General features: G+C 63.8%; 10 protein-coding genes. All 10 read left to right on the forward strand.

The features are described 5' to 3' along the window. The first annotated feature begins 135 nt into the window (after nt 1-135). Nucleotides 136-1,761, forward strand: coding sequence for an ABC transporter substrate-binding protein (locus tag ACIPW4_RS07050; RefSeq protein ID WP_400656120.1), 1,626 nt, complete (start codon nt 136-138; stop codon nt 1,759-1,761). Between the two features lie 153 nt (nt 1,762-1,914). After that, the gene (locus tag ACIPW4_RS07055; protein ID WP_400656122.1) at nt 1,915-3,507 is read left to right on the forward strand and encodes an ABC transporter substrate-binding protein; all 1,593 of its coding nucleotides are present in this window, start codon (nt 1,915-1,917) and stop codon (nt 3,505-3,507) included. A 224-nt stretch (nt 3,508-3,731) separates the two neighbouring features. Then, nucleotides 3,732-5,111, forward strand: a complete 1,380-nt coding sequence (locus ACIPW4_RS07060; RefSeq protein ID WP_400656124.1) for an OprD family porin — start codon at nt 3,732-3,734, stop codon at nt 5,109-5,111. Nucleotides 5,112-5,184: 73 nt separating this feature from the next. Then, complete coding sequence (locus ACIPW4_RS07065; RefSeq protein WP_400656126.1) at nt 5,185-6,780, forward strand: ABC transporter substrate-binding protein; 1,596 nt, start codon at nt 5,185-5,187, stop codon at nt 6,778-6,780. A gap of 75 nt (nt 6,781-6,855) precedes the next feature. Further along, on the forward strand, nt 6,856-7,866 hold the full coding sequence (locus ACIPW4_RS07070) for an ABC transporter permease subunit (protein ID WP_400656128.1): 1,011 nt from the start codon (nt 6,856-6,858) through the stop codon (nt 7,864-7,866). A 10-nt stretch (nt 7,867-7,876) separates the two neighbouring features. Beyond that, the gene (locus tag ACIPW4_RS07075) at nt 7,877-8,803 is read left to right on the forward strand and encodes an ABC transporter permease subunit (RefSeq protein WP_400656130.1); all 927 of its coding nucleotides are present in this window, start codon (nt 7,877-7,879) and stop codon (nt 8,801-8,803) included. Nucleotides 8,804-8,813: 10 nt separating this feature from the next. Further along, entirely contained in the window at nt 8,814-9,782 is a 969-nt protein-coding gene (locus tag ACIPW4_RS07080) for an ABC transporter ATP-binding protein (RefSeq protein ID WP_400656132.1), read from the forward strand. After that, nucleotides 9,782-10,750, forward strand: coding sequence for a peptide ABC transporter ATP-binding protein (locus ACIPW4_RS07085; RefSeq protein ID WP_400656134.1), 969 nt, complete (start codon nt 9,782-9,784; stop codon nt 10,748-10,750). Before ACIPW4_RS07080 ends, ACIPW4_RS07085 begins: the two co-directional genes overlap by 1 nt. 374 nt (nt 10,751-11,124) lie before the next feature. Next, nucleotides 11,125-11,934, forward strand: a complete 810-nt coding sequence (locus ACIPW4_RS07090; RefSeq protein ID WP_400656136.1) for a helix-turn-helix domain-containing protein — start codon at nt 11,125-11,127, stop codon at nt 11,932-11,934. 64 nt (nt 11,935-11,998) lie between these two features. After that, nucleotides 11,999-13,405, forward strand: coding sequence for an NAD(P)/FAD-dependent oxidoreductase (locus tag ACIPW4_RS07095; protein ID WP_400656138.1), 1,407 nt, complete (start codon nt 11,999-12,001; stop codon nt 13,403-13,405). Nucleotides 13,406-13,422 lie beyond the last annotated feature (17 nt).

Below are 13,422 nucleotides of genomic sequence, written 5' to 3' on the forward strand. Positions count from 1 at the left end.
TCCATGTACGCCCGTACTACTTTTCTGACGCCAACTATCCTTCTGCCTGTTGCATTGGGAATACCCCCTGCATAAGTATCCGCAGGTCGGCTCACGAGGCCACCTCAAACCAAAAACGACAACATTGAGGCCACCATGCTCAAACACGCAGTCATTCCGTTCCTGCTAGGTGCAGGCTTGCTCGCCGGCGCTCCGCTGGCCCACGCGGCGTCCAACCTGGTGTTCTGCTCCGAAGGCAGCCCGGCCGGCTTCGACCCGGGGCAATACACCACCGGAACCGACTTCGACGCCTCGGCCGAGACCGTGTTCAACCGCCTGACCCAGTTCGAACGCGGCGGTACCGCGGTAATCCCGGGCCTCGCGACCCAATGGGACGTGGCCGACGACGGCAAGACCTACACCTTCCACCTGCGCGAAGGGGTCAAGTTCCACACCACTGACTACTTCAAGCCGACCCGCCCCTTCAACGCCGATGACGTGCTGTTCACCTTCAACCGCATGCTCGACAAGAATCACCCGTTCCGTAAGGCCTACCCCACCGAGTTCCCCTACTTCACCGACATGGGCATGGACAAGAACATCGCCAAGGTGGAGAAGCTCGACGATCACACGGTGAAGTTCACCCTGAATGAAGTGGACGCCGCGTTCATCCAGAACCTGGCCATGAGTTTCGCCTCCATTCAGTCCGCCGAATACGCCGACCAATTGCTCAAGGACGGCAAGGCTGCCGACATCAACCAGAAGCCGATCGGCACCGGCCCGTTCGTGTTCAGCAAGTACCAGAAAGATGCGCAGATCCGCTTCAAGGGCAACAAGGACTACTGGAAGCCCGAGGATGTGAAGATCGACAACCTGATCTTCGCCATCACCACCGACGCTTCGGTGCGCATGCAGAAGCTGAAGAAGAACGAGTGCCAGGTCACCCTGTTCCCGCGGCCGGCCGACATCGAGCCACTGAAGGCCGACAAGAACCTGCAAATGCCGCAGCAGGCCGGCTTCAACCTCGGCTACATCGCCTACAACGTGATGGACAAGATCAAGGGCAGCAACGAGCCCAACCCCATGGCTCAGCTGAAAGTCCGCGAAGCGCTGGACATGGCCGTGGACAAGAAGAAGATCATCGAGTCGGTGTACCAGGGCGCCGGCCAACTGGCAGTCAACGCCATGCCGCCCACCCAGTGGTCCTATGACACCAGCATCAAGGACCCGGCGTACGACCCGGAAAAGGCCAAGCAGCTGCTCAAGGAAGCCGGCATCAAGGAAGGCACCGAGATCACCCTGTGGGCCATGCCCGTGCAACGCCCTTACAACCCCAATGCCAAGCTGATGGCCGAGATGCTGCAATCCGACTGGGCCAAGATCGGCATCAAGGCGAAGATCGTCAGCTATGAATGGGGCGAGTACATCAAGCGTTCCAAGGGCGGCGAACAGGGCGCCATGCTGATCGGCTGGAGCGGCGACAACGGTGACCCGGACAACTGGCTCGGCACCCTCTATGGCTGCGATGCCGTCGATGGCAACAACTTCTCCAAGTGGTGCTACAAGCCCTATGACGACCTGATCAAGCAGGCCAAGGCCACCTCCGACCAGGCCAAGCGCACCCAGCTGTACCAGAAGGCCCAGCACATTCTCAAGGAGCAGGTACCGATCACCCCGATCGCCCACTCCACCGTGTACCAGCCGATGAGCGCCAAGGTGAAGGACTTCAAGATCAGCCCGTTCGCGTTGAACGCCTTCTACGGCGTCAGCGTGGAGAAATAGGGTAGACCCCGGCTCCCGCCAGACCGCGGCGGGGGCCAATTCACCATAACCAAGCACTGCACACCCGCTCCGACGCTACCCGCGACGGGGTCGGGAAACTGTTGCCGCCATTCGTACCCCGAAGCGGCTCGAACAGCTGGAAAAGGAACCGCCATGCGCCACGTCACTCGCCTCTCGACCCTGCTCGCCCTCGGCCTGTTGAGCCAGGCCTCTGCCCTCCAGGCCAGTAACCTGGTGTTTTGCTCCGAAGGCAGCCCGGCCGGCTTCGACACTGCCCAGTACACCAGTGCCACCGACAACGATGCCGCCGAGCCGATCTACAACCGGCTGGTGGAGTTCGAACGCGGCGGCACGGCCGTGCACCCGGCGCTGGCGACGAAATGGGACGTTTCCGACGATGGCCTGCGTTACACCTTCCACCTGCGAGAGGGCGTGAAGTTCCACGCCAACAAGGCCTTCAAACCGAGCCGCGATTTCAACGCCGACGACGTACTGTTCACCTTCAACCGCATGCTCGACAAGGATCAGTCGTTCCGCAAGGCCTACCCCACCGAGTTCCCGTATTTCGTCAGCATGGGCCTGGACAAGAACATCGCGAAAGTCGAGAAGACCGGCCCGCTGACCGTGGTGTTCACCCTGAACAAGGTCGATGCGGCATTCATCCAGAACCTGGCGATGAGCTTCGCCTCGATCCTGTCTTCTGAATACGCCGAAAAGCTGCTGGCCAGTGGGCGCCCCAGCGATATCAACCAGCAACCGATCGGCACCGGGCCATTCGTGTTTCAGCGTTACCAGAAGGACTCGCAGATCCGCTACAAGGGAAACAAGGATTATTGGGCGCCGGATCAAGTGAAGATCGACAACCTGGTGTTCTCGATCAACACCGATGCATCGGTGCGTATCCAGAAGCTGCGCCGCGACGAATGCCAGGTGACCCTGCACCCACGCCCGGCCGACCTGCCGGCGCTCAAGGCCGATGGCAAGCTGCAAGTCATGCAGCAGCCGGGTTTCAACCTTGGCTACATCGCCTACAACACCCAGCACCCACCTTTCGACCGCCTTGAAGTGCGCCAAGCCATGGACATGGCGGTGAACAAGCAGGCCATTCTCCAGGCGGTGTACCAGGACTCCGGCCAGCTGGCGGTCAATGCCATGCCCCCGACCCAGTGGTCCTATGACAACAGCCTCAAGGACGCGCCCTTCGACCCGGAAAAGGCCAAACAGCTGCTACAGCAGGCCGGGGTGAAGCCGGGCAGCGAAATCACCCTGTGGGCCATGCCGGTACAGCGACCGTACAACCCCAATGCCAAGCTGATGGCCGAGATGCTCCAGGCCGACTGGAACAAACTCGGCTTCAAGGTGCGCATCGTCAGCTACGAATGGGGCGAATACCTCAAGCGCATGAAAAGCGGCGAGCACGACATCGCCCTGATCGGCTGGACCGGCGACAACGGCGACCCGGACAACTGGCTCGGCACCCTCTACAACTGCGACGCCATCGGCAGCAACAACTACTCGCTGTGGTGCGACCCGCAGTACGACAGCCTGGTCAAAAAGGCCAAGCAGGTCACCGACCGCGAACAGCGCACGGCCCTTTACCAGCAGGCCCAGCAGCGCCTGAAGCAGCAGGTGCCGATCACCCCGGTGGCGCATTCCACGGTGAACCAGCCGCTGAGCATCAAGGTGGTGGATTTCAAGGTCAGCCCGTTTGGGCGCAATGACTTTTCCGGTGTGAGTGTTGATTAGGCATTAACCAGGACCAACCCCTTCGCGGGGCAAGCCCGCTCCCACACAGATCACGGCAGGTTTAGAAAACTGTGGGGGCGGGCTTGCCCCGCGAAAGGGCCGGCACAGCCAACACAACTCCCCGATTTTGCCCGGTGACCCCGGGCACCCCTGGCAACACCGCAGCAAACAACCCGGCCCACAAGGCCAGGCAATAACTAAAAGAACGTAAGGGAGCTTTTACCTTGAGACTATTCACCTTGACCGCTCTGGCCTTATCCATCGGCACCTTTTCCGCCGTGACAGAGGCCGACACCCAGAGCCAGGACTACGTCCCCTTCAGCCTGAAATCCAGCAGCGAGCAGGACGAAGCCAAAGGCTTCATCGACGGCCAGAGCCTGTCCGGCAGCACCCGCAACTGGTACGCCCGTGAACGCGCCACCCGCGCGCCGCTGTGGAAGTACTACAAAAGCGACGGCACCCGCCACGATACCCACAGCCGCGACAACTGGGTGCAGGGCACCATCCTCAACTACAGCTCGGGGTTCACCCAGGGCACCGTGGGCTTCGCCGTCGAAGCCGCCGGCTACAACGCCATCGCCCTGGAACAAGGCCGTGCAGCGATCGCCGGGCCGAACAACCGGACCCTCACCCACAGCGACGGCGACCCGGTCGGCCAGTGGAGCAAGATGGGCCTGGCCAACGTCAAGGCGCGGCTGTCCAACACCACCCTCACCGTCGGCCGCCAATCCGTGGACACGCCGATGATCGCCTACATCGGCAACCGTGCACTGCCGTCGAGCTTCCAGGGCGCGTTCCTGCACAGCGCCGAGTTCGACAATCTGTCACTCGACCTGGGCACCTTCGACCGCGTGTCGCCACGCACTGAGCAGAGCCTGAGCAAGTTCCGCAGCGAATACAGCGCCACCGGTGTCGAAACCGACCGCGCCAGCACCGCAGGTTTCAACTACCAGCCGTTCAAGAGCCTGAGCACCAGCCTGTACGCCACCAAGGTCGACGACTTCTGGAACCAGTACTACTTCGGCGCCAGCCACGTGCTCGGCGACAACGCCGTGCTCGCCCTGACCACCGGCCTGAACTACTACAAGACCGTGGACGCCGGCAGCAAGAAGATGGGCGAGATCGACAACGATACCTACAGCCTGTCGCTCGGCCTGACCCACCAGGCGCATACCCTCACGGCATCGTGGCAGCAGGTCAACGGCAACGAGTACTTCGATTACCTGCACGAAACCAACGGCATCTACCTGGCCAACTCGCTGCTGTCGGACTTCAACGGCCCCAACGAGAAATCCCTGCAGCTTTCCTACGTGCTGAACATGGCGCCCTACGGCGTGCCCGGCCTCAAGTTCAACCTGTACAACGCCCGTGGCTGGGGCATCGACGGCACCCACTACCGTGGCACCGCCTACGATGTGAACGGCCTGGACGGCGAAACCCACTACGAGTGGGGCATCGGCACCAGCTATGCCGTGCAGAGCGGGCCGCTGAAAGACACCAGCATCCGCGCCACCTACACCGCGCACCGCGCCAGCAAGGCCCAAGCCGATGGCAGCCTGGACGAGTTCCGCGTGGTCACCACCATTCCATTCAACATTCTCTGACCGATGGCGCCGTGGCCCGCTTCGACGCGGGCCGTGGCGGCTACGCTGGAATCAATGCAAGCAGGGAGTTTCCATGACATCGCTACCGCTCCGCGCTGCCCTGGCAGCGGTCATCCTGGGCGCCGCCGGCCACCTCGCGGCCAAGCCGCTGGTGGTGTGCACCGAAGCCAGCCCGGAAGGCTTCGACATCGTCCAGTACACCACCGCCGTCACCGCCGATGCCTCGGCCGAAACGGTGTTCAACCGCCTGGTCGACTTCAAGCCCGGCACCACCGACATCCAGCCGGCGCTGGCCGAACGCTGGGACATTTCCCCGGACGGCCTGACCTACACCTTCCACCTGCGCCAGGGGGTGAAGTTCCACACCACCGACTACTTCAAGCCGACCCGCGACTTCAACGCCGACGACGTGTTGTGGAGCCTGAATCGCCAGCTCGACCCGAATCACCCGTGGCACGACAAGACCAGCGTCGGCTACCCGTACTTCGAGAGCATGGCATTCAAAGACCTGCTCAAGTCGGTGACCAGCACCGATGCGCACACCGTGGTGATCACCCTGACCCGCCCCGAAGCGCCGTTCCTGCGCGACATGGCCATGGCCTTCACCTCGATCTATTCCGCCGAATACGGTGACCAGTTGCTCAAGGCCGGCAAGACCGGCGACCTCAACAGCAAGCCGATCGGCACCGGCCCGTTCATCTTCCAGCGCTACAACAAGGACGCCCAGGTTCGCTACAAGCCCAACCCGGAGTACTTCCGTGGCAAGCCACCGGCCGACGCGTTGGTCTTTGCCATCGCCACCGACAGCAACGTGCGCCTGCAGAAGCTGCGCGCCAACGAATGCCAGGTGGCGCTGTATCCCAAACCCGATGACGTACCCTCGATCAGGCAAGACCCGAAGCTCAAGGTCGACGAAATCGAAGCCCTGGTCACCGGCTATATCGCGATGAACACCGAGCACAAGTACCTGAGCGACGTGCGCGTGCGCAAAGCCATCAACATGGCCTTCGACCGCCAGGCCCACGTCGACCAGCTGTTCGGCAAAGGCAACGCACAGGTCGGCGTGAACCCCTACCCGCCGACCCTGATCGGCTACAACACCGAGAACAGGAACCCGCCCCGCGACCTGGCCAAGGCCCGGGAACTGCTGCAGCAGGCCGGCGTGCCGGAAGGCACGGTGATCACCCTGTTCACCCGCAACGGCGGCGGCGCGACCAACCCCAACCCGCGCCTGTCCGCCGAGATGCTGCAGGCCGACCTCAAGCAGATCGGCCTGAAGCTGGATATCCGCGTGATGGAATGGGCCGAGATGCTGCGCCGCGCCAAGAACGGTGAGGCCGACCTGGTGTCCTCTGGCTGGGCCGGTGACAACGGTGACCCGGACAACTTCCTCAGCCCGCTGCTCAGTTGCGACGCCGCCAAAGCCGGCGAGAACTATGCACGCTGGTGCAACCCCAAGTTTCAGGAGCTGATCACCCGCGCACGCGAAGTGATCGACAACGACCAACGCGCCAGGCTCTATGCCGAGGCTTTGAAGGTGTACGATGACGATCAACCCTGGATCAGCATGGCCCATCCGAAGATGTTCACCGCCATGCGTGACAACGTGGAGGGCTACGTGATCAACCCTCTGACCAACAACAACTTCGCCACCACCAAGGTGAAGTAGAACAACAACGATCGCCGGGACCCGACACGGGCACCGGCGGCACTGCCCTGACCGGCTGATGAGGTAACCCCGACAATGTTGAGTTTTATTGCCCGGCGCCTGGGCCTGCTGATACCGACCTTCTTCGGTATCACCCTGCTGACCTTCGCGCTGATACGCCTGATCCCCGGCGACCCGGTGGAAGTGATGATGGGCGAGCGCAGGGTCGACCCCGAAATGCACGCCCAGGCCATGGAGCGCCTGGGCCTGAACAAGCCGTTGCCCGCCCAGTACCTGGACTATGTCGGCAAACTGGCCCAGGGCCACCTCGGTGAATCGCTGCGCACCCGCGAGAGCGTGTGGACCGAGTTCCTCACCCTGTTCCCCGCCACCCTGGAGCTGGCCATGGCCGCCCTGCTGTTCGCCGGCATCGTCGGCCTGCTGGCCGGGGTGATCGCCGCGCTCAAGCGCGGTTCGCTGTTCGACCACGGTGTGATGGGGATCTCCCTGGCCGGCTATTCCATGCCGATCTTCTGGTGGGGCCTTATCCTGATCATGTTCTTCTCGGTGAGCCTGGGCTGGACCCCGGTGTCCGGGCGCATCGACCTGCTTTATGACATCGAGCCGAAAACCGGCTTCATGCTCATCGACACCCTGCTCAGCGACGAGGAAGGCGCGTTCAAGGACGCGGTGATGCACCTGATCCTGCCGGCCATCGTGCTCGGCACCATCCCGCTGGCGGTGATCGCCCGCATGACCCGCTCATCGATGCTCGAAGTGCTGCGCGAGGACTACATCCGTACGGCCCGCGCCAAGGGCCTGTCGCCGGCCCGCGTGGTGTTCGTGCATGGCCTGCGCAACGCGCTGATCCCGGTGCTGACGGTGTTTGGCCTGCAGGTCGGCACGCTGCTGGCCGGCGCCGTGCTCACCGAAACCATCTTCTCCTGGCCGGGCATCGGCAAATGGCTGATCGAAGCCATCGGTGCCCGTGACTACCCCGTGGTCCAGAACGGCATCCTGTTGATCGCCTGCCTGGTGATCCTGGTCAACTTCGTCGTGGATATCCTCTACGGCCTGGCCAACCCACGCATCCGTCATCAGCGCTGAGGCCTTCGCCATGACTAGCCCGATTCCGAAGTCCGTCACACCGGCCAGCCCGGTGGACCAGAGCCTGCTCTACCCCTCACCCTACAAAGAATTCTGGCACGCCTTCTCGCGCAACAAGGGCGCGGTAATGGGCCTGGCCTTCATGTGCCTGGTGGTGTTCTGCGCGTTGTTCGCGCCGTGGGTCGCCCCCCATGACCCGAGCGAACAGTACCGCGACTTCCTGCTGACCCCGCCGGTGTGGCTCGACGGCGGTAACTGGCAGTTCATCCTCGGCACCGACGAGCTTGGCCGCGACCTGCTGTCGCGCCTGATCCAGGGTGCACGCCTGTCACTGCTGATCGGCCTGTCGTCGGTGGTGATATCGCTGATTCCGGGGATACTGCTGGGCCTGTTGGCCGGCTTCTTCCCGCAGGTGCTCGGCCCATCGATCATGCGCCTGATGGACGTGATGCTCGCCCTGCCGTCACTGCTGCTGGCCGTGGCCATCGTCGCCATCCTCGGCCCAGGCCTGATCAACACGGTGATCGCCATCGCCATCGTTTCCTTGCCGTCCTACGTGCGCCTGACCCGCGCCGCAGTGATGGGCGAGCTGAACCGCGACTACGTCACCGCCGCCCGCCTGGCCGGTGCCGGGCTGCCACGGCTGATGTTCGTCACCGTGCTGCCCAACTGCATGGCGCCGCTGATCGTGCAGGCCACCTTGAGTTTTTCCTCGGCAATCCTCGACGCCGCCGCCCTGGGCTTCCTCGGCCTCGGCGTTCAGCCGCCAACCCCCGAGTGGGGCACCATGCTGGCCTCGGCCCGTGACTACATCGAGCGCGCCTGGTGGGTGGTGAGCCTGCCTGGCCTGACCATTCTGCTCAGTGTGCTGGCAATCAACCTGATGGGCGACGGCCTGCGCGATGCGCTGGACCCGAAACTCAAGAACGCCGCCTGAGGAGAACGCCATGTCACTGTTGCAGATCAACAACCTGAACGTGCGCTTCGGCGACGCCAATGCAGTACCCGTGGTCGATGGCCTGGACCTGGCGGTGGACGCCGGCGAGATTCTGGCCATCGTCGGCGAGTCCGGCTCGGGCAAATCCGTCACCATGATGGCCCTGATGGGCCTGATCGACGCCCCCGGGCGCATCACCGCCGATGCGCTCACCTTCGACGGCACCGACATGCTCAAGCTCAGTGGCCGCCAGCGGCGCAAGGTGGTGGGCAAGGACATCGCCATGGTCTTCCAGGACCCGATGACCGCGCTCAACCCCAGCTACACCGTGGGCTACCAGATCGAGGAAGTGCTGCGCCAGCACCTGGGCCTGAAGGGCAAGGCTGCGCGCCAGCGTGCCCTGGAGCTGTTGAAGAAGGTGGAAATCCCGGCCGCCGAAAGCCGCCTGGACGCCTACCCGCACCAACTGTCCGGCGGCATGAGCCAGCGCGTGGCGATCGCCATGGCCATCGCCGGCGAACCCAAGCTGCTGATCGCCGATGAACCGACCACCGCGCTGGACGTGACCATCCAGGCACAGATCATGGAGCTGCTGGTCAACCTGCAGAAGGAGCGCAACATGGCGCTCATCCTGATCACCCATGACCTGGCCGTGGTCGCCGAAACCGCCAGGCGCGTGTGCGTGATGTACGCCGGGCAGGCCGTGGAAGTCGGCCAGGTGCCGGAGCTGTTCGACGTGCCCGCCCACCCGTACAGCGAAGCGCTGCTGGCGGCGATCCCCGAGCACAGCATCGGCGCCGAACGCCTGGCCACCCTGCCCGGCATCGTTCCCGGCCGCTACGACCGCCCGGCCGGCTGCCTGCTGTCACCGCGTTGCCCCTATGTGCAGGACAACTGCCGGCACCAGCGCCCGACCCTCGATCCCCAGGCACACAGCCTGGTGCGTTGCTTCTATCCGCTGAACCAGGAGGTGGCGTGATGGCCGTCGTTCTCACTGCTCGGGAGCTGACCCGGCATTACGAAGTTTCCCGCGGGCTGTTCAAGGGTCACGCCCTGGTGCGCGCGCTCAATGGCGTGTCGTTCGAACTGGAGGCCGGCAAGACCCTGGCCGTGGTCGGTGAATCCGGCTGTGGCAAGTCGACCCTGGCCCGTGCCCTGACGCTGATCGAGGAGCCCTCCTCCGGCTCGCTGCAAATCGACGGCACCGAGGTGAAGGGCGCCAGCAAGGCCGAGCGCAAGCAGCTGCGCCGCGACGTGCAGATGGTGTTCCAGAGCCCCTATGCCTCGCTCAACCCGCGACAGAAGATTGGTGACCAGCTGGCCGAACCACTGCTGATCAACACCTCGCTCAGCAAGGCCGAGCGGCGCGAGAAAGTGCAGAAGATGATGGAGCAGGTCGGGCTGCGCCCTGAACACTATCAGCGCTACCCGCACATGTTCTCCGGCGGTCAACGCCAGCGAATTGCCCTGGCCCGGGCGATGATGCTGCAACCGAAGGTACTGGTGGCGGACGAGCCGACGTCGGCGCTCGACGTGTCGATCCAGGCGCAGGTGCTGAACCTGTTCATGGATTTGCAGAAGGAGTTCAACACCGCCTACGTGTTCATCTCGCACAACCTCGCGGTGGTGCGGCATGTGGCCGATCAAGTGCTGGTGATGTACCTGGGGCGACCGGCGGAGATGGGGCCGAAGGAGGATATCTACGAGAAACCGCTGCATCCGTATACCCAAGCGCTGCTGTCGGCGACACCGGCGATTCACCCCGATCCGCTGAAGCCGAAGATTCGCATTGTGGGGGAGCTGCCCAACCCGCTGAATCCGCCGGATGGGTGTGCGTTTCACAAGCGTTGCCCGTATGCGACCGAGCGCTGTGCCAAGGAGGTGCCGGCGTTTCGGCAGGTAGGTACCCGGCAGGTGGCTTGCCACTATGCCGAGCAGTTCCTTTAGGCTTTGGATTTCTGGGGCCGCTTCGCGGCCCTTTCGCGACACAAGGCCGCTCCTACAAGGGATCGCGATTTCCTGTAGGAGCGGCCTTGTGTCGCGAAAGGGCTGCGCAGCAGCCCCAGCCATCTCAATGCATAAAGAACCAGATCAGGATAATCACGGGAATCGGCACCCCAATCATCCACAACAGTATCGAGCGCATGGCCTTTCTCCTTGTTCGATGGTGATTAGACCGGTGCACCTGCCATGCCATCGGTATCAAAAAATTACATTCATATGAATCAATCACTTATCTCACAACCCTTGTGAAGAAACCATGCAAAACGCCTGATCCGCACCCTTGCGCCTGGGTGTTCTGCAATGCACTATCCAGTTCCATGACCGCCACCACTCTCCCCGACGGCCCCGAGCAGACCCCGCACACCGCCGACACCGTGCTGCGCTACCACCTGTGCTGGAAGCACCGTGACCTCGACGGTGTGATCGCGCTGTACCACCCCGACATCCAGTACCACGATTTCTTCCAGAACCGCGTGCTCGGCTACGGCGAGCTGCGCGAATACGTGCGCGCCTGCCTGCCCCATGAAGCCGGCGAAGACATCGTCCACAGCGACCGCATTCGCGTCGACGGCTGCACCGCTTTCATCCAGTACCAGGTCACGGTGCAAGGTGGCGACGGCCTGGTGGCGTTCCAGTCCAGCGAAGCGATCACCGTCAAGGACGGCCTGATCTGGCGGGTCAACGAGTACGCCACCCTGGTTCGCCAGAACGGCAACGGCCTGGTCAGCAGCGGCCCGCGCCCGGCCACCAGCCGCCTGGGCCTGTCGCCGCGGCAGCTGTCGACCATGGCCCAGGACCTGGAGCACTACTTCCAGCGCCAGCGCCCCTACCTCGACCCGGAGCTGGACTTGCAGCAGGTGGCCGACGCCAGCGGCTACAGCCGCAACCAGATCTCCTACCTGCTCAACCAGGTGCTCGGGCAAAGCTTCTACCGCTACGTCAACCAGGCGCGCCTGCAGCACCTGATGGCCAGCCTCGACGACGACAGCGTCGAGGCGCCGATCGACGACTTGGCATTCAATGCCGGTTTCAACTCGCTGTCGGCGTTCTACAAGTGCTTTCGCGAACACACCGGCCTCACCCCCAAGGCCTATCTCAAGCAAATTTCCCTGCGTGCACGCACGTAAGACAGCCACCGGCCGACACCACTAGCATCGCCCACAGACCTTGACGGATGTGGAGCAAAACCCGATGCAACCCCTGCGCACGCTCAGCCTGTGGATGGACCAGCTCGACGAGCCGCTGTGCGCGCGCCCAGCCCTGCGCCAGGACCTTGAAGTCGATGTGTGCATCATCGGCGCCGGCTACACCGGGCTATGGACCGCCTACTACCTCAAGCGCCAGGCGCCTCAACTGAGCATCGCGGTGATCGAGGCCAACATCGCCGGCTTCGGCGCCTCGGGGCGCAATGGCGGCTGGCTGATGGGCAACCTGCTCGGCGAAGACCGCCTGCTCGCCACCCTGTCGCCGCAGCAGCGCCGCGCCAGCATCGACCTGTTGCACGGCATACCGGATGAAGTGCACAGCGTGCTGCAGCGAGAAGGCATCGACTGCGACTACCGCAAAGGCGGTGTGCTGTATTGCGCTGCGCGCTACCCGGAGCAGGAGCGCAGCCTGCGCGCCTACCTCGATGACCTGTATCGCCAAGGCATGACCGAAGACGACTACCGCTGGCTGCGCCCCGAGCAGCTGGACACGCAACTGCGGGTCAGCAATGCCTACGGCGCGATCTACAGCCCGCACACCGCGACCATTCAGCCGGCCAAGCTGGCCCGTGGCCTGGCCCGGGCCGTGGAAGCGCTGGGCGTGACGATCTACGAGAACACCCCGGCCATCGACTGGCAGCCCGGCGAAGTACGCTCGCCACTGGCGCGCATCCGCTGCCAATGGATGGTACCCGCCGTTGAAGGGTATGCCGCCAGCCTGCCGCCGCTGGGCAAGCACCAGTTGCCGGTGCAGAGCCTGCTGGTCGCCACCGAGCCGCTGCCGGACTCGACCTGGGAGCAGATCGGCCTGAGCCAGGGCCAGGCCTTCAGCGAGAGCAGCCGCCAGGTCACCTACGGCCAGCGCACCGCCGACAACCGCCTGGTGTTCGGCGCCCGCGGCGGCTATCGCTTCGGCGGCCGGCTGCGCGAGAACTTCAACCTCGACGAGCACGAAATCGAACTGCGTCGCTACCTGTTCAGCGAACTGTTCCCGCAGCTCAGGCACGCACGCATCACCCATTCCTGGGGCGGCAACCTGGGCATGGCGCGGCGCTTCCGCCCGCACATGCTCTGCGACCGCCAGCGCGGCATCGCCCTGGCCGGCGGCTACGGCGGCGAAGGTGTCGGTGCCACCAACCTCGGTGGGCGCACGCTGGCGGCGCTGATCCTCAACCAGCACAACCAGCTGACCGCGCAACCCTGGGTGCTCGACAATCGCCCGGTTGCGAGCCTGGCCAGCTGGCCGCCCGAGCCCTGCCGCTGGCTCGGCTACAACGCGATCATCCAGAGCTTCGTCCACGAGGACCGGACCCTCGCCAATCCCGCCAGCGCGCCCTGGAGGCGGCGCCTGGCCAGCTCCCTTGCGGACTTCATGGAAGGCTTCATGCACTGACTTCCCTTACCCCGACA

Origin of the sequence: Pseudomonas sp. NPDC089996, assembly GCF_044748405.1 — a bacterium.
Lineage (GTDB): Bacteria > Pseudomonadota > Gammaproteobacteria > Pseudomonadales > Pseudomonadaceae > Aquipseudomonas.